Raw genomic sequence first — 19,355 nt, forward strand, 5'->3', positions numbered from 1 at the left:
TAACCCGCCCAATTGCGGCGGTAACGAAAGAGGATAAACCGTGTCCCGTACTATTATGCTGATCCCTACCGGAACCAGCGTCGGCCTGACCAGCGTCAGCCTTGGCGTTATTCGTGCTATGGAGCGCAAAGGCGTTCGTCTGAGCGTCTTTAAGCCAATCGCCCAGCCACGTGCCGGTGGCGATGCGCCAGACCAGACCACCACCATCGTTCGCAAGAACTCCAATCTGCCAGCGGCTGAACCGCTGAAGATGAGCCACGTTGAATCTCTGCTGTCCAGCAACCAGAAAGACGTGCTGATGGAAGAGATCATCGCCAACTACCATGCTAACGCGCAAGACGCGGAAGTGGTGCTGGTTGAAGGTCTGGTCCCGACGCGCAAACACCAGTTTGCCCAGTCTCTGAACTTTGAAATCGCGAAAACCCTGAACGCAGAGATCGTTTTCGTGATGTCTCAGGGCACCGACACCCCAGAGCAGCTGAACGAGCGTATCGAACTGACGCGCAGCAGCTTCGGCGGCGCGAAAAACACCAACATCACCGGCGTGATCGTGAACAAGCTGAACGCACCGGTGGATGAGCAGGGCCGTACTCGCCCTGACCTGTCCGAGATCTTCGACGACTCTTCCAAAGCGAAAGTCATCAAAGTTGACCCGGCTAAGCTGCAGGAATCCAGCCCGCTTCCGGTTCTGGGCGCGGTGCCATGGAGCTTCGATCTGATTGCCACCCGTGCAATCGATATGGCGCGTCACCTGAACGCCACCATCGTTAACGAAGGCGACATCAATACCCGCCGCGTGAAGTCCGTGACCTTCTGTGCGCGCAGCATTCCGCACATGCTGGAACATTTCCGCGCAGGTTCCCTGCTGGTAACCTCCGCAGACCGTCCTGACGTTCTGGTTGCAGCCTGCCTGGCCGCAATGAACGGCGTGGAAATCGGTGCGATCCTGCTGACCGGTGCCTACGAGATGGACCCACGCGTCAGCAAGCTGTGCGAACGCGCGTTTGCTACCGGCCTGCCGGTCTTCATGGTGAACACCAACACCTGGCAGACCTCCCTGAGCCTGCAGAGCTTCAACCTGGAAGTGCCGGTTGATGACCACGAGCGTATCGAGAAAGTTCAGGAATACGTTGCGGGCTACATCAACGCAGACTGGATCGAATCCCTGACTGCAACCTCAGAGCGCAGCCGCCGCCTGTCTCCTCCAGCATTCCGTTACCAGCTGACCGAGCTGGCGCGTAAAGCGGGCAAACGCGTTGTTCTGCCAGAAGGCGACGAACCACGTACCGTTAAAGCAGCTGCTATCTGTGCAGAGCGCGGCATCGCGACCTGCGTGCTGCTGGGTAACCCGGATGAGATCACCCGCGTTGCGGCGTCTCAGGGCGTTGAGCTGGGCGCTGGCATCGAAATCGTTGACCCTGAAGTGGTTCGCGAGAGCTACGTTGCTCGTCTGGTTGAGCTGCGTAAGAGCAAGGGCATGACCGAAGCCGTTGCGCGCGAACAGCTGGAAGACAACGTGGTGCTGGGCACGCTGATGCTTGAGCAGGACGAAGTTGACGGTCTGGTTTCCGGTGCGGTTCACACCACGGCGAACACCATCCGCCCACCGCTGCAGCTGATCAAAACTGCACCGGGCAGCTCTCTGGTTTCTTCCGTATTCTTCATGCTGCTGCCTGAACAGGTTTACGTTTACGGCGACTGCGCGATCAACCCGGATCCAACCGCAGAGCAGCTGGCAGAAATCGCTATCCAGTCCGCAGACTCCGCGATTGCCTTCGGTATCGAACCGCGCGTAGCGATGCTCTCCTACTCCACCGGTACCTCTGGTGCTGGTAGCGACGTAGAGAAAGTGCGTGAAGCGACCCGTCTGGCGCAGGAAAAACGTCCTGACCTGATGATCGACGGTCCGCTGCAGTACGACGCAGCCGTGATGGCCGACGTTGCGAAATCCAAAGCGCCGAACTCGCCGGTTGCAGGTCGCGCTACCGTGTTCATCTTCCCGGATCTGAACACCGGTAACACCACCTATAAAGCGGTGCAGCGTTCAGCAGACCTGATCTCCATCGGGCCAATGCTGCAGGGCATGCGCAAACCTGTGAACGACCTGTCTCGTGGCGCGCTGGTAGACGATATCGTCTACACCATCGCTCTGACCGCGATCCAGTCTTCGCAGCAGCAGTAATGTTAAAAAGCCCGGTGGCGCTAGCGCTTACCGGGCAACAAAAAGGCGACCACTTAACGGGTCGCCTTTTTTATTTACAGCAGCTCTCGCGCCGCCGATACAATGTCATGTGCCGTCAGGCCATACTCCTTCTGCAGGAAATCCTGCGTCCCCACCTGTCCGTAACGCTCCTTGACGCCCACCCGCCGCATCGGTACCGGGCAGGTTTCCACCAGCACCTCCGCCACCGCCGACCCGAGGCCGTTATGAATGCTGTGGTTTTCACAGGTGACGATGCGACCGGTTTTCTCGGCGTAGTTTTTCACCAGCATCCGGTCGATGGGCTTCAGGGTAAACATGTCGATGACCGCCGCGCTTACCCCCTCCTGCTCAAGCTGGCGCGCCGCTTCCAGCGCTTCCGCCACCATGATGCCGTTGGCAATCAGGGTAATATCGGTTCCTTCGCGCAGCACGTTACCTTTGCCGATGGTGAAGGTTGAGCCAGCCGCATACACGCTCGGCGCCTGCTTACGGATGGTACGTACCCAGTAGAAGCCTTCGAGGTCGATAAGCTGGCGCAGCACGTCCTCAAACATCACCGCGTCGGTCACCTCCAGCACCACCGAATGCGCCAGACCGCGTACGATGCCCATATCCTCAAACGACATATGTGTTCCGCCGTTATGGCAGGCCGTCACGCCCGCATCCGAGGCAATCACCTTCACGTTGTTGCGCTGATAGTCCAGGGACATAAACAGCTGGTCAAAGCAGCGACGGCTGGCAAACGCGGTGAAGGTATGAACGAACGGTTTACGCCCGGTAAGCGACAGCCCCGCCGCCGTGCCGATGACGTTGGCCTCCATAATGCCGCAGTTAATCACGTGCTGCGGATAATCGCGCGCCACGCCGTCCATCGCCATCGAGCTCATCAGATCCGCTTCCAGGGCGATAATCTCGCTTCCCGCCTCAATCTGCTTTGCCACAAAGCCCGCGTAGACCTTACGCATCTCAACGGCGTCTTTCTCTCCTGCCGGTGCAACCTTAATCATGTGAAGCCTCCAGTTGGCGAATCGTCTCGTTGAGGGCCGCTTTGCTCTCCGCGGTCAACCGCAGGTGGTGCGAGTTGCTGAGCTGTTCCAGGTACGGCACCCCCTGCCCTTTGATGCTGTCGAGGATGACGACTAACGGACGCGCGTCGGCAGCCGGGACCCGCGACGTCACCGCCAGCAGGCCCGGGATGTCGTCGCCCTTCACCGTCGCCACGTCAAAGCCAAAGGCGCGGAATTTCCCCTCCAGGTCGAACGCGCTGATAATTTCGTCCAGCTCGCCGTCGAGCTGCTGTTTGTTCCAGTCCACGAATACCGTCAGGTTATTCAGACGATGGTGGGCAATAAACTGGAAGGCTTCCCAGCACTGCCCCTCGTTCAGCTCGCCGTCACCGACGATGCAGAAGACGCGATTCGGTCGCCCCGCCAGCCTGTGCGAAAGCGCCATACCGCCGGCAATGGAGATCCCCTGCCCCAGCGAACCGGTGGTGGCATCCACGCCCCGCGTTTTAAGGCGGTCCGGGTGGCTTGGCAGGCGCGTGCCGTTCTGGTTCAGGGTGTTCAGCTCTTCCACCGGGAAGTAGCCCTTGATCGCCAGCGTGCTGTAGAGCGCCGGGCCCGCATGACCTTTCGACAGGACAAAATAGTCTCGCTCCGGCCAGTCCGGATCCGCCGGGTCGATTTTCATCACCGCGCCGTACAGCACGGCCAGGGTCTCGACCACCGACATACTGCCGCCGTAGTGCCCAAAGCCCAGCTGCGTCAGGGATTTCAGCGTCTCTAGACGGATCTGACGCGCGAGTTCGGTTATCTCTTTCTCATTCATGATTTGGCTCCGGTGTTTTCCTGCGCGTTACCGCCCGCAGGTTTGTTTTTCGCGAAGACGTTGTACGCCACCAGCAGAGCGAACAACGCCACGACCAGTCCGGTGATGGCAAGCGGCGACAGGAAGCGCGCCAGGTTGCCGAGGACAATCCCGACCGCGCCAAAGTCGGCGTCCGAGAAGGTGGTGTTGGCAAAGCCAATGGCGCCCAGCACCGGCAGCAGCAGGACCGGCAGGAAGGTGATCAACAGGCCGTTAGCAAAGGCGCCAATCATTGCCCCGCGGCGTCCGCCGGTGGCGTTACCAAACACGCCCGCCGTTGCGCCGGTGAAGAAGTGCGGCACGACGCCCGGGAGGATCAGCACCCAGCTAAACTGTCCGCAGATGAACAACCCTACAATCCCGCCGAGGAAGCTGAACAGGAAGCCAATCAGCACCGCGTTCGGCGCATACGGATACACCACCGGGCAGTCCAGCGCAGGACGCGCGTTCGGCACCAGTTTCTCCGAGAAGCCGGTAAAGGCCGGAACGATTTCCGCCAGAATCAGGCGCACGCCCTGCAGAATGATGAACACGCCCGCCGCGAAGGTGATCGCCATGATGATGGCGTAGACCAGGTAATTCTGACCGCCGCTGAAGGTAGCCTCCACGTACTCACGTCCGGCGCTCACCGCCATGATCAGGTAGATAATCATCATGGTCAGGGAGATGGAGATCGAGCTGTCGCGCAGGAAGCTCAGGTTCTTCGGCAGGTTCATCTCTTCGGTTGAGCGGGAGCCTTTGCCGACCTTGCTGCCAATCCAGCCGGACAGCACGTAGCCCAGCGTGCCGAAGTGGCCGAATGCAATCTCATCGTTGCCGGTAATGCGCTTCATGTAGCGCTGCGCAATCGCCGGGAAGAAGGCCATGATCAGGCCGAGGATTAGCGAGCCGGTAAAGACCAGACCCACGCCCTCAAAGCCTGCTACCGTCAGGATCACGCCAATCATGCACGCCATGTAAAACGTGTGGTGTCCGGTCAGGAAGATGTACTTCAGGCGGGTAAAGCGCGCGACGATAATATTCGCCACCATGCCGAAAGCCATAATAAGCGCGGTCGCTGCGCCGTATTTCTCCAGCGCAATTGACACAATCGCTTCATTGTTTGGAATAATGCCCTGAATCGTAAAGGCGTGTTCAAACATACCGCCCAAAGGATTTAATGACCCCACCAGCACCGTGGCGCCGCCGCCCAGCACAATAAAGCCGAGAATGGTTTTAATTGTTCCTTTCACCACGTCGGAAAACGCTTTTTTCTGCGCAACCAGACCAATAAGCGCAATTAAACCGACCAGCACCGAAGGGACTTTTAAAATATCAACAACGAAATTCAGCGTTTCAAGGATAAACATATCCACCTCGCCTTATCAGGGTTATTGTCTTTCGAACCAGGCGCGCAGCTGCGCTTCAAGTTCGTTGATGTCGATGATGTTGTTAATCACCACCAGCTGGCTTTCCGGCACGCTGGCGCTGGCCGCAATGTCTTTTGCCATCACGAACAGATCGGCCGCGCCCGGCGTGGCCGAGGAGAGATCGGAATGTTCAACCTCAGCCTCAATCTCCAGCTTTTTGAGCACCTTTTTAATATTCATTTCGACCATAAAGCTGCTGCCCAGGCCGGAGCCGCAAATAGCCATGATTTTCATTGTTGTCCCCTTATTTTGAGTAGAGCACGCCCCATCACGCTGTCGCGTAATGTTGTGAATAATCGGATTAAAGAATTAAATCAGAAGCGGTCAATAATCGTTTTAATTTCCTCCAGGGTATTCGCCTGATGCAGTTTCTCCATATCCTCGTCGCTGGAAAATAATTCTGCGAGTGCGGATATCATTTCGATATGGCTATGTTTATCCGGTGCCGCGAGCATAATAATCACATCGACAGGGTCAAACTCACCGGCACCAAACGAGACGCCCTGTTTTAGTTTTAATAAAGACAACCCCAGTCCTTTGGCGCCTTCCTCCGGCCGCGCATGCGGCATCGCCAGCCCTGGTGCCAGCACATAATAGGGTCCTAACGCGTGGTGCTGCTGGATGATGGCCGTGACGTATTCAGGCTCAATCACCTGCAAATCCAGAAGCGGCTTCGCGCACAGCTCCAGCGCCTGCGGCCAGTTTTCCACGCTATCCTGCAGCGTGATGGTTGTATCATATATCCATTTTTTGAGCACTTTTCACTCCCGCTACACGCTAAAGATGAGCAAACTTTATTCAACACATCGCTGGATGACTGCGATCGCGATCACAAAGATAGCGCTACCAACACTTAACATGCAGAAATGTGATAGCGCTATCAAATTGCAATCACGGCGCTAAATCACAGCAAAAAAAGGGATTTAAGGCGTATACTGCCTGTCACGTGAAGCGAAGGAAATGAAGAACGCGTCTGGTCAGCAGGAAGGTGTATGTCTCTAACCCGAAAACGGCGCAGTACCGGTAAAGTGACACTCGCCGATGTCGCACAGCTTGCCGGTGTGGGCACGATGACCGTGTCCCGTGCACTCCGCACGCCCGAACAGGTTTCCGATAAACTACGAGAAAAAATTGAAGCTGCCGTGCAGGAGCTGGGTTATATGCCTAATCTTGCCGCCAGCGCGCTTGCCTCGGCGTCGTCGTGGACGATAGCCATGGTGGTGCCTAACCTCTCCGAAGCAGGCTGCTCGGAGATGTTCGCCGGGCTACAGCAGGTGCTACAGCCTGCCGGGTATCAGATCATGCTGGCAGAATCCCAGCATCGCCTGGAGCAGGAGGAGAAGTTGCTGGAGACGCTGCTGGCGTCGAATATTGCCGCCGCTATCCTGCTCAGCGTTGAACATACCGATACCGTTCGCCACTGGCTGAAAAACGCCTCCATTCCGGTGATGGAGATGGGCGCCATGCGCGCCGACCCGATTGATATGAATATCGGGATTGATAACGTAGCGGCCATGTATGAACTCACGGAAATGGTGATTAAGCGCGGCTATCAAAATATTGGCCTGCTGTGCGCCAACCAGGAGCAGTGGATTTTCCAGCAGCATTTGCAGGGCTGGTACAAAGCCATGCTTCGCCACCATATGTCGCCGACCCGCGTGATTAACGCGGCGATGCCGCCGAGCTTCTCGACCGGCACGGCACAGCTGCCTGAATTCCTGCTGGCGTGGCCGGAGCTGGATGCGCTGGTATGCGTCTCAGACGAGCTGGCCTGCGGGGCGCTGTACGAGTGCCAGCGCAGGCGAATCAAGGTGCCGGACGACCTGGCGGTGGTAGGTTTTGGCGATAGCGACGTGAGCCGCGTCTGTCAGCCGCCGCTGACGACGATGGCGGTGCCGCATCGTAAGATTGGAATTGAAGCCGGGAAAGCGTTGCTGGAGCGTCTGAATGACGGTGACTGGCGCGATCAAAAGCCCATCGCGTCCAGTCTGTGTCTGAGAGAGAGTTGCTGAATATTACTCAGCCTCTTCCTCTTTCTCTGATTTGGTCGATTCGTTTTTGGCGTTGCGGGTCATCCACAGCGCCAGCGCTTTTAACGAATCCGGGGTGAACTCGTCGCAGCGCGCGGTGATCTCTTCCGGCGTCATCCAGCTGACTTCACTCACCTCTTCTTCCTGCAGAGCGAACGGCCCGTGGGAGACGCAGCTAAACAACCCGCCCCAGACGCGGCAGTTTTCGTCTTCGAAATAGAACTGGCCGTGCTCGGCAAACGGCACGCCGGCGATACCTAACTCTTCTTCCGCTTCACGACGCGCGGAATCCAGCAGCACTTCATCTGCCTGGACAACCCCACCTGCGGTAGCATCCAGCATACCCGGGAGAAAATCTTTGGTATCCGTACGGCGCTGGACCAGAATTTTGCCCATACCGTCATGCACAACGATGTACGTTGCGCGGTGGCGCAGACGCTCCGCACGCATTTGTTCGCGGCTGGCCTGCGCGATCACTTCATTCTCTTCGCTGACAATGTCAACCCACTCTGTACTTGCCAAATGACTCTGCTCCACCATCGGGAAACCTTCTCTTCTAAGCGCTCTTTCGGCGCGTTTGCAGTTGAGGTGTAACTTACGGATTAATCGCTACCTGCGCAATAACTTGCTGATCATTAAGTGCGATAACGCGCAGGGTATTTCCATCCAGCATGCCATAGCTCGCTGGATAACCGCCTTTCGGTATGCTGACCGATCCCGGGTTGAAGTGATAAATCTCACCGCGCTTTTCAGCAACCGGAATATGAGTATGACCGTAAACCAGGACATCGCCAGCCGCGAGCGCCGGGAGATTATCCGGGCTAAAAAGATGCCCGTGCGTCAGGAACAGGCGGCTTTGTTCCAGCAGCACCTGCTGCCATGGCGCGGTAAGGGGAAAATGCAGCAGCATCTGGTCCACTTCGCTGTCACAGTTGCCGCGAACGGCGATAATGCGCGAGGCAAACGGGTTGAGCTTTTCCGCGACCTGCGCCGGAGCGTAGCCCTCCGGCAGCGCGTTGCGCGGGCCGTGGTTGAGGACATCCCCCAGAATAATCAGCCACTGCGCGCCGCTTTGTGCAAACAGGGAAAGGACACGCTCGGTAGCGGGCAGCGATCCATGGATATCCGACGCAAACATCAGTTTCATCAGTCACTCCTCGGGAAAACAGACTGCCCCCATCATACCTGAAGCGTCCGGGCTTATCAGCCCACGCGCCTGGCAGATAGTGCCACATAGCGCTGCACGGAGGCGCGCTGCCACTGAAACGCGGCATAATCCACCAGCAGCTGCGGCACCTCATCGCCGTTGAGGATCAGGCGGTTTAGCATCAACGCCAGATCGGCGTCGGCGATGCACCACTCGCCGAACAGGTTCGGGTTGCCGTGTGCGAGGAGCGAGGTGGCGGTTTCAATGAGTTTTTGCGCGCTTTCACGACCTTCAGCGCTGAGCGCTGGCTTTTTCACCCCGGCGAACACGACGTCCGTTGAGCGTTCCACGCGAATTGGCACCAGATCGCTACGCAGCCACGCCTGGATCTGCCGCGCCCGCGCGCGTTTTTGCAGGTCGTGCGGATAGATGCGCTCCCACTCGGGCGGCGCGAACCTATCTTCCAGATATTCATCAATCGCCGACGATTCGCTCAGGGCAAAACCGTCAATCTCCAGCACCGGCACGCGTCGGGTCAGGTCGTAACCCTGCCACTGTGGCTTGAGATGTTCACCGCCGTCGAGATCGACGGTCTTCAGCGTAAAAGTGAGTCCTTTTTCGGCAAGCGCAACGTATACGCTCATAACATAGGGAGAAAAGAAATTCGCATCGGACCACAACGTGATTACGGGCTGGTTCATAACATCCTCATCGGCTGATCGGGTTTTTACTCAACATATAATCTCTTTGCCTCGCTGTCACTTGATGAAAACTCACGATTTACAACAACCACCTATACTCATTTGTCATGGCACCACTATTCGCATGGACAGGAGTTGAGAATGATCGACCTTTATTACGCCCCTACCCCAAACGGCCATAAGATCACCCTCTTTCTTGAAGAAGCCGAGCTGGATTACAGGATCATTCGCGTGGATATCAGCAAAGGCGAACAGTTCAGCCCTCTCTTTCTGGCTATCTCGCCGAATAATAAAATCCCGGCCATTATTGATAACCAGCCGGCGGACGGGGGCAGGCCGCTGAGCCTGTTTGAATCCGGTGAAATTTTGCTCTACCTGGCGGAGAAAACCGGCAAACTGCTGAGCGGCGAACTGCGCGAGCGTCACCATACCCTGCAATGGCTCTTCTGGCAGGCGAGCGGGCTGGGGCCCATGCTGGGGCAAAATCATCATTTTACCGCTTACGCCCCGCAGCCCATTCCCTACGCGATCGAACGCTATCAGGTTGAGACTCAACGGCTGTATGACGTTCTGAACCGTCGGCTGAAGAAAACGCCGTGGCTCGGGGGCGATCATTACAGTATTGCCGATATCGCCTGCTGGCCGTGGGTGAATACGCATGAAAAACACCGAATTGACCTGGCCGCTTACCCGGCGGTGAATAACTGGTTTGAGCGCATTCGGACCCGCCCGGCCACCGAGCGGGCGATGCAAAAAATCCAGCAGATTTAACCCTCTATGAGGCTGGGTGCCCGCGAGCCTCTCATGTATGATGAGCGTGAAATACTGACACGGAGAAGACCTGCAATGTCACAGCCAGACGCTATTATTCGTATAAAAAATTTACGCTTGCGCACCTTCATCGGAATCAAAGAGGAAGAGATCGCCAACCGTCAGGATATTGTCATTAACGTGGTAATTCACTATCCCGCAGACAAAGCGCGGGCCAGCGAAGACATCAACGACGCGCTGAACTACCGCACAATAACCAAAAACATCATTCAGTACGTGGAGAATAACCGCTTCTCTCTGCTGGAAAAATTAACTCAGGATGTGCTCGATATCGCACGCGAACATCACTGGGTCACTTATGCTGAAGTTGAGATCGATAAACTTCACGCCCTGCGCTACGCCGATTCCGTCTCCATGACGCTAAGCTGGCGACGCCAGGCGTAACCCTGGAGGTTGTATGAAGATTTTGCTGACCGGCGGCACGGGCCTTATTGGTCGTCACCTCATTGCGCGTCTGCAGGCCTTGCATCACGACATTACCGTGGTCACGCGCAGCCCGGAGAAGGCGCGCCAGGTGCTGGGGGCGGGTATCGATATCTGGAAAAATCTGGCCGAGCAGCAAAATCTGGACGGCTTCGACGCCGTCATTAACCTCGCGGGTGAACCCATCGCCGATAAGCGCTGGACGGAAGAGCAAAAACAGCTGTTATGCAGCAGCCGGTGGAATATTACCGAAAAGCTGGTCGAGCTGATCCGCAATAGCCACACGCCGCCTTCGGTGCTGATTTCAGGTTCAGCGGTAGGCTATTACGGCGATCTTGGTGAGGTAGTGGTGACCGAGGAAGAGCCTCCGCATAACGAGTTTACCCACAAGCTTTGCGCCCAGTGGGAGCGTATCGCCTGTGCGGCGCAGAGCGATCGCACCCGCGTCTGCCTGCTGCGGACCGGCGTCGTGCTTGCGCCGAAAGGCGGTATCCTGGCGAAGATGCTTCCCCCTTTCCGGCTCGGACTCGGCGGTCCTATCGGCAATGGTCGTCAGTACCTGGCGTGGATCCATATCGACGATATGGTCAACGGTATTCTCTGGCTGCTGGATAACGATCTGCGCGGGCCGTTTAACATGGTTGCGCCGTATCCGGTACGTAATGAACAGTTTGCCCACGCGCTGGGGCATGCCCTGCACCGCCCGGCGATATTGCGCGTGCCTGCCACGGTCATTCGCCTGATGATGGGTGAAGCGTCCGTGCTGGTATTAGGCGGACAGCGGGCGCTGCCAAAACGGCTGGAAGCGGCCGGCTTTGCGTTCCGCTGGTATGAATTAGAAGAGGCGCTGGGGGATGTGGTGCGGTGAATATGTTACAGTGACAGGCCATGTTCCGAAGATATGGCGTAACAATGGCAACGATCACCACTCCCCGGCTTCACCTCACTCCTTTCGAACCCACTGACTGGGCTTTCTTCCGCTCGCTGCGTGAAGATCGCAGCATCATGCGCTACATGGCCGCCATCGCGCCGGAAAAAGAGACCCGCCGCGTGTTTGCCGCGCGGCTGATGGCGGAGCATATCTTCGTGATCCGCTCTCTGGTGGACGATACGCCGCTGGGCGATATTGGCCTGCAAATCAGCCCTGAGAATCGTGAAGAGGCCGATATCGGCTATACGGTTGTGCCTGCCGCGCAGGGAAAAGGGATTGCCAGCGAGGCGCTGCACGCGGTGTGCGAGTACGCGTTTAACAAGACCAGCGTAAAAGCGATTAACGCATATGTGCTGGCGGATAACGGCGGTTCGGTGCGCGTGCTGGAGAAAGCAGGGTTTGTGCGTACGCAGGTGCTGGAAAAGGCGTATGAAATTGACGGCGTGCGCTATGACGACTGGGTGTATCGGCTGGAGTATGCCGGCCGGCATCGGAATTAGTAGGCCCGGTAAGCGAAGCGCCACCGGGCGATTAGGCTTCACTGCGGTCTGATGCCCTCACCCCGACCCTCTCCCACAGGGAGAGGGAGAACACCCAGTCCGTAGGCCCGGTAAGCGAAGCGCCACCGGGCGATTGGGCAGCACTGCGGGCTGATGCCCTCTTTACTTCAGAGATCCTTTGAGGAACTGCTGCAAACGCGGACTTTGCGGGTTCGCCAGCACCTCGTCCGGGTGCCCCTGCTCTTCAATTTTCCCCTGATGCAGGAAGATAACGTGGTTCGAGACGTTACGGGCGAAGCCCATCTCGTGCGTCACCACCACCATCGTTTTGCCCTCTTCGGCCAGCTTCTGCATGATGCGCAGCACTTCGCCAACGAGTTCAGGGTCCAGCGCGGAGGTCGGTTCGTCAAACAGCAGCACTTCGGGCTCCATCGCCAGCGCGCGCGCGATGGAGACGCGCTGCTGCTGACCGCCGGAGAGATGCACCGGGTATTTCATCTGCTGGCGCTCGTCGATACCCACTTTCGCCAGGTATTTCACCGCACGCTCGCGGGCTTCCTGCTTGCTCAGGCCCAGCACCTGAATCGGCGCTTCCATCACGTTCTCCAGCACCGTCATGTGGCTCCAGAGGTTGAAGTGCTGGAACACCATCGTCAGGCGCGTACGCAGCAGGCGCAGCTGGTGTTTATCGGCGACTTTCAGCTGGCCGTCTTTGTCACGGACCAGGTTAATATTCTGCCCGCTCACCACAATCGAGCCTTCGCTCGGCTTTTCGAGGAAGTTAATACAGCGCAAGAAGGTACTTTTACCCGAGCCGGATGAGCCGATGATACTGATCACGTCGCCCGCATTCGCCTGCAGCGACACCCCTTTCAGCACTTCATGTTCGCCGTAGCGTTTGTGCAAATCAATAACGTTTAATTTGTTCTCAGCCATCATCTTTCTCAGTGCGTCGAAGAAGGTTTTATATGCTGCAACCAGCGTTTTTCAGCCTTACGGAACAGGCTAATCAGAACATAAGAGATAATTAAATAGAGCACCGCCGCAATGCCAAACGCGGTAAACGGCTGATAGGTCGCGGAGTTAATATCGCGCGCAATTTTGAGCAGATCCGGCACCGTCGCGGTAAAGGCGAGCGCGGTAGAGTGCAGCATCAAAATCACTTCGTTACTGTACGCCGGTAACGCGATACGCAGCGCCGACGGCAGAATAATGCAGCGATAAAGCTTCACTGAGGAAAAGCCGTACGCGCGCGCCGCTTCAATCTCACCGTAAGGGACAGAGCGAATTGCCCCGGCGAAAATCTCGGTGGTGTAGGCGCAGGTGTTGAGCGTCAACGCCAGCACCGTACAGTTCAGGCCGCTGCGGAAGAACGCATTCAGCATCTCAGTGCCTTTTACGATCTCAAGCGTATACATCCCTGAATAGAACACCAGCAGCTGCACGTACAGCGGCGTACCGCGAAACACGTAGGTGAACAGCCAGATCGGGAACTGGATAAATTTATTGTTCGACACGCGGCCGATGGCAAGAAACACCGCCAGAATGCCGCCCATCACCACGGAGGAGATCAGCAGCCAGAGCGTAATGGCCACGCCGGTAAAGCGGTAGCCGTCCGTCCACAGCAGCGATTTCCAGTATTCCTGAATAATCTCAATCACAGGTCAGCCCTCTTCACACCCACGGAGTAGCGACGCTCGAGCAGAAGCAGCACACCATTGGAGACGGTCGTAAAGACCAGATAAATCACGCCGCAGACCACCGCAAAGTAGAACGGCTCCCAGGTGCTCTTGCCCGCCAGCTGAGTCGCTTTTACGACGTCTTCCAGACCGAGCAGCGAGACCAGCGCTGTCGCTTTGAGGATAACCTGCCAGTTGTTGCCGATGCCCGGAAGCGCATAACGCATCATGGCCGGGAACATAATCCGACGAAACGTTTGTGAAGAGGTAAAACCAAATGCGGTTGCCGCCTCAATGTGGCCTTTCGGCACGGCCATGTAGGCACCGCGGAAGGTTTCGGTGAAGTAGGCACCGTAGATAAAACCGAGGGTAATAATACCGGCCACCATCGGGTCGATATCAATTTGTCCCATGCCCATCGCGTCCGTTACGCTGTTCAGCGCAATCTGCAGACCGTAAAAGATAAGCAGCATCAGCACCAGATCGGGAACGCCGCGAATAAGCGTGGTGTAGCCTTCAAATATGAGCGCCAGCGGTTTGTTAGCCGAAAGCTTCGCCCCTGCGCCCGCCAGACCTATCAGCACCGCCAGCACCACGGAGCTGATAGCCAGCTCAAGGGTGACAAGCGCGCCCTGTAAAATAACGCCAGAAAATCCGTACAGCATACCGCGAGCCCTGTCGTATCGTGAGTGGTGGAACCGTGTCTTTTCCCCTCCCACATCGGGAGGGGCCGCACGTTATTTGACGGGGCGATTAGCCGCCGTAAACATTAAAATCAAAGTACTTTTTCGCCAGCTTGTCGTAGGTGCCGTCAGCGCGCATTTCAGCAAACGCTTTGTTCAGCGCCTCACGCAGCTCGTTGTCTTCTTTGCGCAGGCCCATACCGGTGCCCACACCAAACAACTTCACGTCCTTAATAGACGGGCCGCCAAACTTGTAATCTTTACCCACCGGCGTTTTCAGGAAGCCTTCGCTTGCCGCAACTTCATCCTGGAATGCCGCATCAATTCGGCCTGCCGTCAGGTCAGCGTAGATATTTTCCTGACCCTGATAGGAGACGATTTCAATCCCCTTCGGCGCCCAGTGTTCGTTGCCGTAGGTTTCCTGCGTGGTGCCCTGCAGCACGCCGACGCGTTTGCCTTTCAGCGACTCCAGCGTTGGCTGAATGTCAGAAGCTTTAGCCACCACCAGACGAGAATCGGCCGCGTAGAGTTTGTCGGTGAAGGCAATCTCCTGCTGGCGTTTTTCGGTGATGGAGAGCGAGGACATGATTACGTCGATTTTTTTCGCTTTCAGGGACGGGATCAGCGCATCCAGCGGGTTCTCAACGTAGGTACACTGTGCTTTGATGCGTTTGCACAGCTCATTGGCCAGATCGATGTCAAAACCGACCAGTTCACCCTTTGAATTCTTCGATTCGAACGGCGCATAGGTTGGATCGGTACCAATCCGAATTTTCTGCGGAATGGCTGCGAATGCCGCGGTGGCGCTGGAAAAGGCCAGCACCAGAGATAGTGACAACACGAGTTTTTTCATATTTGTCCTCAACAAACTGTCTTCATACGGGATTTTTACGACGACGGGGTGGTGCTAATGTGCCATCAATCCCCTCTGTCAGGCAAAGACTAATGCCCTTCAGGCGGGAATTTTTGCATTATAAATGCGTAAGTATGCACAAAGCGATCCAATACGGTGCAACAAATGCACCGCATTGGGTCAACCACTCCCGCAACGCACCTTTGCAGTGCGTTAGCGCCTGGTATTATTCACCGTATACGTTGAAGTCGAAGTATTTCTTCGCCAGTTTGTCGTAAGTACCGTCTTTACGCAGCTCTGCAAAGGCTTTGTCGAAGGCGGCTTTCAGCTCGGTATCATCCTTGCGCAGGCCAATACCGGTGCCGTCACCAAAGTATTTTTTGTCTTTCACCGACGGGCCCGCAAACGCATAATCTTTACCCGCAGGCTGTTTCAGGAAGCCTTCGCTCGCGGCGACTTCATCCTGGAATGCCGCATCCAGACGGCCTGCGGCCAGGTCAGAGTAAATCAGATCCTGGTTCTGGTAAGCCACCACGTCTACACCCTTCTCACGCCAGGTCGCATTGGCATAACCTTCCTGCGTCGACCCCTGAAGCACGCCAACATGCTTGCCTTTCAACGAGTCGATGGTTGGCTTAATCGGGGAGCCTTTCGGCGCAATCAGGCGAGAATCCGCGGCGTAGAGCTTGTCAGAGAAGGCAATCTCCTGCTGGCGTTTTTCGGTGATGGAGAGAGAAGAGATAATGGCGTCGATTTTCTTGGCTTTCAGCGACGGGATTAACGCGTCAAAGTCGCTGCCCACCCATGTGCATTTCACCGCAATGCGTTTGCACATTTCATTTCCCAGATCGATATCAAACCCCACGAAATCGCCTTTCGCATCCTTGGAAGAGAATGGCGCGTAGGTTGCGTCTGTACCGATACGAACCGTCTGTGGAAGCGCTGCGTAGCTACCTGCTGCCGCACTTAACCCCACGAGCAAAGACAGAGCCAGAACCGTCTTCTTCATACATTTACCCTCAAGTACCGTGATTTTATTATGTATTGTGTTGTGTGTTGTGTTGCAGGCTTCATCTTGCAGGTCTTATGCCACATTGCCGTCTGGTCAAAACTTCGACGTTAAATATGTTAATAAAACGTTGCGATATTGCCTTAATGGTGAAAGATAGCAGGTCTGCCGAACGAACCGGAAAGAGAAAAAGGGAAAAAACGAATTAAATGTCGAGGATATGATCGCCGTTGCATAATTGCCCTGAAACAGGGCAACGTCTCTTTTCATGCACTCTGTTTGTGCACAGAATCAGGCCCCTTGCCAGCGGGTGAAGAGATCTTCGGGCAGGTCGATGTCAAACTGATCCAGCACGCGGTTAACGGTCTGATTAATCACGTCATCCAGCGAGGTCGGGCGATGATAAAACGCCGGAACCGGCGGCATGATGATGGCCCCAAGTTCGGCGGCCTGGGTCATTAAACGCAGATGACCGAGATGCAGCGGCGTTTCCCGCACGCAGAGCACAAGAGGACGACGCTCCTTCAGCACCACATCCGCCGCGCGCGTCACCAGGGTGTCGGTATAGCTGTTCACAATGCCGGAGAGCGTTTTAATTGAACAGGGCAGGATAACCATGCCGGCCGTTTTAAACGAGCCTGAGGAGATGCTGGCGGCGATATCACGGGCATCGTGAACCACGTCCGCCAGTGCCTGAACATCGCGCAGGGAGAGATCGGTTTCCAGAGAGAGGGTCTGCCGCGCCGCCTGGCTCATCACCAGATGGGTCTCGACTTCCGCCACGTTACGCAGAACCTGTAACAGACGTACGCCATAGATCGCGCCGCTGGCGCCGCTGAGCCCAACAATGAGTCGTTTCATGATTTTCGCCCTTACTGATTTCAGGGCAGACTGTGCAGGATTTTGCGGGGAGTTGCAAGTGAGGGCATTCGCCCTCACCTGCCGGAACATCAACCTTCGTTGTGCATCTCTAAGCTTTCAAGATCGTTCTGCATCTGAACGGCTTTCGCATCGTCGTTGCGCAGAGAATCAAGATAGTCGAGGTACTGCTGGTCAACGTCTTTGGTCACGTAAATACCGTTGAACACGGAGCATTCAAACTGCTGAATTTCCGGGTTCTCAGCACGCACCGCGTCGATGAGATCGTTCAGATCCTGGAAAATCAGGCCGTCGGCACCGATGATCTGGCGAATTTCATCCACTTCACGGCCGTGAGCGATCAGCTCGTTGGCGGTTGGCATATCGATGCCGTACACGTTCGGGAAGCGAATCTCCGGCGCGGCAGAAGCCAGATAGACTTTCTTCGCACCCGCTTCGCGCGCCATCTCGATAATCTGCTCGGAGGTGGTGCCGCGAACGATGGAGTCATCCACCAGCAGAACGTTCTTGTCGCGGAATTCCGCGCGGTTGGCGTTCAGCTTGCGGCGCACGGACTTACGGCGCAGGTGCTGGCCCGGCATGATAAAGGTGCGGCCAACGTAGCGGTTCTTCACGAAGCCCTGACGGTATGGCTTGTCCAGAATGCGGGCGATCTCCAGCGCGATATCGCAGGAGGTTTCCGGGATAGGAATAACCACGTCGATGTCGAGATCGTCCCACTCGCGGGCAATTTTCTCGCCCAGCTTCGTGCCCATGTTGACGCGCGCGCTGTAGACGGAAATCTTGTCGATGAAGGAATCCGGGCGGGCGAAGTAAACGTATTCAAACAGGCACGGGTTGCTGACCGGATTATCGGCACACTGGCGGGTAAACAGCTGGCCCTTCTCGGTGATATAGACCGCTTCGCCCGGCGCAACGTCACGCAGGAACTCAAAGCCCAGGGTATCCAGCGCCACGCTCTCAGAGGCAACCATATATTCGGTACGGCCATCGCCAAGGTCGCGCTTGCCGAGCACCAGGGGACGAATGCCGTTTGGATCGCGGAAGGCGACCATTCCGTGACCGATAATCATCGCCACGCAGGCGTACGCGCCGCGGATCTGGCGGTTGGTCGCGGCAATGGCAGCAAAGATGTTGTCTGCTTCCAGCGGGTAGTGACGGAAGTTATCCAGCTCGCTGGCGAACACATTGAGCAGAATTTCAGAATCAGAGGTGGTGTTAATGTGGCGACGTTTCTCTTCGAACAGCTTTTTACGCAGCTCATGCGCGTTGGTCAGGTTGCCGTTATGAGCAAGGGTGATGCCATACGGTGAGTTGACGTAGAAAGGCTGTGCCTCAGAGGCGCTGGAACTGCCAGCAGTAGGATAACGAACGTGACCGATCCCCATATTACCTTGCAGACGCTGCATATGGCGGGCTTCAAACACATCGTTTACCAGGCCATTGGCCTTGCGTAAACGGAAGCAGTTGTTTGCATCAATGGTGATGATACCCGCAGCATCCTGCCCACGGTGCTGAAGCACCGTTAACGCGTCATAAATCGACTGGTTTACCGGCATGAAACCGGCGATACCGACAATACCGCACATTCGTCTTTTCCTCGTTAAGCCACATCTCAGGGTTTATGCCCTGGGCAAAAAACTTGACGAGCTTTGCAGATAGTCAAAGAACCATCTGATGATGAAGCTGAACTCTGGAATGAGCTGCGATTTTTGCCAGTCTTCGCTTTTGGAGAACCCGGTGAAGGTATCCAGGAAGAACAGGATCGCGGCCACAATCAGCACGCCTCGTAATGCCCCGAAACAGATCCCGAGCACCCTGTCCGTTCCTGACAGACCGGTTTTCTCGACCAGCTGACCTATCACGTAATTCACGATAGCGCCGACAATCAGCGTTGCGATAAACAGCACCGCGATAGCGATTCCATTTCGGACCAGTTCATCTTCAAAGCCCGTGAACCAGACAGACAGGTAAGTGTAGTAATGACTGGCAACAAAGAAAGCACAACCCCAGGTTACCAGCGATAACGCTTCACGAACAAAGCCACGGATCAGGCTAACCAGACAGGAAAAACCAATCACCGCAATGATGGCGTAATCAATCCAGACCATATGTGTCCCACGATTTAACGCCCTGTCATCCAGTTCGGGGCGAATTCTAACAGAAAAAGAAAACGTTTGCGTAGGGATTTCCTTCCCGAGCGTAAAT

22 protein-coding genes are annotated in these 19,355 nt (G+C 56.2%); 6 read left to right on the top strand and 16 right to left on the bottom strand.

Features of this window, described 5'->3' with window-relative positions:
- Positions 1 to 40 precede the first annotated feature (40 nt).
- Complete coding sequence (pta, locus tag ACMGGX_RS03300) at positions 41 to 2,182, top strand: phosphate acetyltransferase (protein WP_023312545.1); 2,142 nt, start codon at positions 41 to 43, stop codon at positions 2,180 to 2,182.
- Positions 2,183 to 2,256: 74 nt separating this feature from the next.
- Here pta and ACMGGX_RS03305 read toward each other — a convergent pair whose 3' ends face one another.
- From ACMGGX_RS03305 to ACMGGX_RS03325, 5 genes are all read right to left on the bottom strand, one after another.
- Positions 2,257 to 3,210, bottom strand: coding sequence for a transketolase family protein (locus ACMGGX_RS03305; RefSeq protein WP_085841639.1), 954 nt, complete (start codon positions 3,208 to 3,210; stop codon positions 2,257 to 2,259).
- On the bottom strand, positions 3,203 to 4,033 hold the full coding sequence (locus tag ACMGGX_RS03310) for a transketolase (RefSeq protein WP_348561548.1): 831 nt from the start codon (positions 4,031 to 4,033) through the stop codon (positions 3,203 to 3,205). The genes ACMGGX_RS03305 and ACMGGX_RS03310 overlap by 8 nt, the downstream gene beginning before the upstream one ends.
- Complete coding sequence (locus tag ACMGGX_RS03315) at positions 4,030 to 5,421, bottom strand: PTS ascorbate transporter subunit IIC (RefSeq protein WP_023312548.1); 1,392 nt, start codon at positions 5,419 to 5,421, stop codon at positions 4,030 to 4,032. The genes ACMGGX_RS03310 and ACMGGX_RS03315 overlap by 4 nt, the downstream gene beginning before the upstream one ends.
- Positions 5,422 to 5,442: 21 nt before the next feature.
- The gene (locus ACMGGX_RS03320; protein WP_003861447.1) at positions 5,443 to 5,715 is read right to left on the bottom strand and encodes a PTS sugar transporter subunit IIB; all 273 of its coding nucleotides are present in this window, start codon (positions 5,713 to 5,715) and stop codon (positions 5,443 to 5,445) included.
- An 80-nt stretch (positions 5,716 to 5,795) separates the two neighbouring features.
- On the bottom strand, positions 5,796 to 6,239 hold the full coding sequence (locus ACMGGX_RS03325; protein ID WP_023312549.1) for a PTS sugar transporter subunit IIA: 444 nt from the start codon (positions 6,237 to 6,239) through the stop codon (positions 5,796 to 5,798).
- 234 nt (positions 6,240 to 6,473) lie between these two features.
- Here ACMGGX_RS03325 and ACMGGX_RS03330 point away from each other — a divergent pair, with 234 nt between their 5' ends.
- Positions 6,474 to 7,493, top strand: a complete 1,020-nt coding sequence (locus ACMGGX_RS03330; protein WP_420298034.1) for a LacI family DNA-binding transcriptional regulator — start codon at positions 6,474 to 6,476, stop codon at positions 7,491 to 7,493.
- Positions 7,494 to 7,496: 3 nt separating this feature from the next.
- Here ACMGGX_RS03330 and yfcD read toward each other — a convergent pair whose 3' ends face one another.
- From yfcD to yfcF, 3 genes are read right to left on the bottom strand one after another with little or no spacing between them, the layout of a single operon-like run.
- On the bottom strand, positions 7,497 to 8,051 hold the full coding sequence (gene yfcD, locus ACMGGX_RS03335) for an NUDIX hydrolase YfcD (protein WP_023312551.1): 555 nt from the start codon (positions 8,049 to 8,051) through the stop codon (positions 7,497 to 7,499).
- Positions 8,052 to 8,106: 55 nt separating this feature from the next.
- A complete protein-coding gene (yfcE, locus tag ACMGGX_RS03340) occupies positions 8,107 to 8,658 on the bottom strand; it encodes a phosphodiesterase (protein WP_181593558.1) in 552 nt (183 codons plus the stop codon).
- A gap of 56 nt (positions 8,659 to 8,714) precedes the next feature.
- Entirely contained in the window at positions 8,715 to 9,359 is a 645-nt protein-coding gene (gene yfcF / locus ACMGGX_RS03345) for a glutathione transferase (protein WP_420298035.1), read from the bottom strand.
- A 141-nt stretch (positions 9,360 to 9,500) separates the two neighbouring features.
- Here yfcF and yfcG point away from each other — a divergent pair, with 141 nt between their 5' ends.
- From yfcG to ACMGGX_RS03365, 4 genes are all read left to right on the top strand, one after another.
- Positions 9,501 to 10,130 carry a GSH-dependent disulfide bond oxidoreductase gene (yfcG, locus tag ACMGGX_RS03350; protein ID WP_023312554.1) on the top strand — a complete coding sequence of 210 codons (630 nt, stop codon included), beginning with the start codon at positions 9,501 to 9,503 and terminating at the stop codon, positions 10,128 to 10,130.
- Between the two features lie 75 nt (positions 10,131 to 10,205).
- Positions 10,206 to 10,574, top strand: a complete 369-nt coding sequence (gene folX, locus ACMGGX_RS03355) for a dihydroneopterin triphosphate 2'-epimerase (protein ID WP_023312555.1) — start codon at positions 10,206 to 10,208, stop codon at positions 10,572 to 10,574.
- A gap of 13 nt (positions 10,575 to 10,587) precedes the next feature.
- A complete protein-coding gene (locus ACMGGX_RS03360; protein WP_033146089.1) occupies positions 10,588 to 11,481 on the top strand; it encodes a TIGR01777 family oxidoreductase in 894 nt (297 codons plus the stop codon).
- A 44-nt stretch (positions 11,482 to 11,525) separates the two neighbouring features.
- Positions 11,526 to 12,044 carry a GNAT family N-acetyltransferase gene (locus tag ACMGGX_RS03365; protein WP_420298036.1) on the top strand — a complete coding sequence of 173 codons (519 nt, stop codon included), beginning with the start codon at positions 11,526 to 11,528 and terminating at the stop codon, positions 12,042 to 12,044.
- A 162-nt stretch (positions 12,045 to 12,206) separates the two neighbouring features.
- Here the strand turns inward: ACMGGX_RS03365 and hisP are convergent, their stop codons facing one another.
- From hisP to cvpA, 8 genes are all read right to left on the bottom strand, one after another.
- Complete coding sequence (gene hisP / locus ACMGGX_RS03370; RefSeq protein WP_023312558.1) at positions 12,207 to 12,980, bottom strand: histidine ABC transporter ATP-binding protein HisP; 774 nt, start codon at positions 12,978 to 12,980, stop codon at positions 12,207 to 12,209.
- An 8-nt stretch (positions 12,981 to 12,988) separates the two neighbouring features.
- On the bottom strand, positions 12,989 to 13,705 hold the full coding sequence (locus ACMGGX_RS03375; protein WP_008502590.1) for an ABC transporter permease: 717 nt from the start codon (positions 13,703 to 13,705) through the stop codon (positions 12,989 to 12,991).
- Positions 13,702 to 14,388: a histidine ABC transporter permease HisQ gene (locus tag ACMGGX_RS03380; RefSeq protein WP_014832782.1), complete on the bottom strand. Its 687-nt coding sequence runs from the start codon at positions 14,386 to 14,388 to the stop codon at positions 13,702 to 13,704. The genes ACMGGX_RS03375 and ACMGGX_RS03380 overlap by 4 nt, the downstream gene beginning before the upstream one ends.
- Before the next feature lie 88 nt (positions 14,389 to 14,476).
- Positions 14,477 to 15,259, bottom strand: coding sequence for a histidine ABC transporter substrate-binding protein HisJ (hisJ, locus tag ACMGGX_RS03385; protein WP_023336423.1), 783 nt, complete (start codon positions 15,257 to 15,259; stop codon positions 14,477 to 14,479).
- Between the two features lie 226 nt (positions 15,260 to 15,485).
- Positions 15,486 to 16,268, bottom strand: coding sequence for a lysine/arginine/ornithine ABC transporter substrate-binding protein ArgT (gene argT, locus ACMGGX_RS03390; RefSeq protein WP_023312560.1), 783 nt, complete (start codon positions 16,266 to 16,268; stop codon positions 15,486 to 15,488).
- Positions 16,269 to 16,559: 291 nt separating this feature from the next.
- Positions 16,560 to 17,129, bottom strand: a complete 570-nt coding sequence (locus tag ACMGGX_RS03395; RefSeq protein ID WP_029740194.1) for a UbiX family flavin prenyltransferase — start codon at positions 17,127 to 17,129, stop codon at positions 16,560 to 16,562.
- A gap of 89 nt (positions 17,130 to 17,218) precedes the next feature.
- A complete protein-coding gene (gene purF, locus ACMGGX_RS03400; protein WP_024908947.1) occupies positions 17,219 to 18,736 on the bottom strand; it encodes an amidophosphoribosyltransferase in 1,518 nt (505 codons plus the stop codon).
- A 33-nt stretch (positions 18,737 to 18,769) separates the two neighbouring features.
- Positions 18,770 to 19,258 carry a colicin V production protein gene (gene cvpA / locus ACMGGX_RS03405; RefSeq protein WP_000262116.1) on the bottom strand — a complete coding sequence of 163 codons (489 nt, stop codon included), beginning with the start codon at positions 19,256 to 19,258 and terminating at the stop codon, positions 18,770 to 18,772.
- Positions 19,259 to 19,355 lie beyond the last annotated feature (97 nt).

Source organism: Enterobacter sp. BNK-29 (assembly GCF_048684785.1).
In the GTDB taxonomy this organism is placed as follows: domain Bacteria; phylum Pseudomonadota; class Gammaproteobacteria; order Enterobacterales; family Enterobacteriaceae; genus Enterobacter; species Enterobacter cloacae_M.

Bases quoted from the DNA above. Each gene is read 5' to 3' on its own strand.
- ACMGGX_RS03305 (WP_085841639.1), bottom strand. From the start codon at position 3,210: ATGATTAAGGTTGCACCGGCAGGAGAGAAAGACGCCGTTGAGATGCGT.
- ACMGGX_RS03310 (WP_348561548.1), bottom strand. From the start codon at position 4,033: ATGAATGAGAAAGAGATAACCGAACTCGCGCGTCAGATCCGTCTAGAG.
- ACMGGX_RS03315 (WP_023312548.1), bottom strand. From the start codon at position 5,421: ATGTTTATCCTTGAAACGCTGAATTTCGTTGTTGATATTTTAAAAGTC.
- ACMGGX_RS03320 (WP_003861447.1), bottom strand. From the start codon at position 5,715: ATGAAAATCATGGCTATTTGCGGCTCCGGCCTGGGCAGCAGCTTTATG.
- ACMGGX_RS03330 (WP_420298034.1), top strand. From the start codon at position 6,474: ATGTCTCTAACCCGAAAACGGCGCAGTACCGGTAAAGTGACACTCGCC.
- yfcD (WP_023312551.1), bottom strand. From the start codon at position 8,051: ATGGTGGAGCAGAGTCATTTGGCAAGTACAGAGTGGGTTGACATTGTC.
- yfcE (WP_181593558.1), bottom strand. From the start codon at position 8,658: ATGAAACTGATGTTTGCGTCGGATATCCATGGATCGCTGCCCGCTACC.
- yfcF (WP_420298035.1), bottom strand. From the start codon at position 9,359: ATGAACCAGCCCGTAATCACGTTGTGGTCCGATGCGAATTTCTTTTCT.
- yfcG (WP_023312554.1), top strand. From the start codon at position 9,501: ATGATCGACCTTTATTACGCCCCTACCCCAAACGGCCATAAGATCACC.
- folX (WP_023312555.1), top strand. From the start codon at position 10,206: ATGTCACAGCCAGACGCTATTATTCGTATAAAAAATTTACGCTTGCGC.
- ACMGGX_RS03360 (WP_033146089.1), top strand. From the start codon at position 10,588: ATGAAGATTTTGCTGACCGGCGGCACGGGCCTTATTGGTCGTCACCTC.
- ACMGGX_RS03365 (WP_420298036.1), top strand. From the start codon at position 11,526: ATGGCAACGATCACCACTCCCCGGCTTCACCTCACTCCTTTCGAACCC.
- hisP (WP_023312558.1), bottom strand. From the start codon at position 12,980: ATGGCTGAGAACAAATTAAACGTTATTGATTTGCACAAACGCTACGGC.
- ACMGGX_RS03380 (WP_014832782.1), bottom strand. From the start codon at position 14,388: ATGCTGTACGGATTTTCTGGCGTTATTTTACAGGGCGCGCTTGTCACC.
- hisJ (WP_023336423.1), bottom strand. From the start codon at position 15,259: ATGAAAAAACTCGTGTTGTCACTATCTCTGGTGCTGGCCTTTTCCAGC.
- argT (WP_023312560.1), bottom strand. From the start codon at position 16,268: ATGAAGAAGACGGTTCTGGCTCTGTCTTTGCTCGTGGGGTTAAGTGCG.
- ACMGGX_RS03395 (WP_029740194.1), bottom strand. From the start codon at position 17,129: ATGAAACGACTCATTGTTGGGCTCAGCGGCGCCAGCGGCGCGATCTAT.
- purF (WP_024908947.1), bottom strand. From the start codon at position 18,736: ATGTGCGGTATTGTCGGTATCGCCGGTTTCATGCCGGTAAACCAGTCG.
- cvpA (WP_000262116.1), bottom strand. From the start codon at position 19,258: ATGGTCTGGATTGATTACGCCATCATTGCGGTGATTGGTTTTTCCTGT.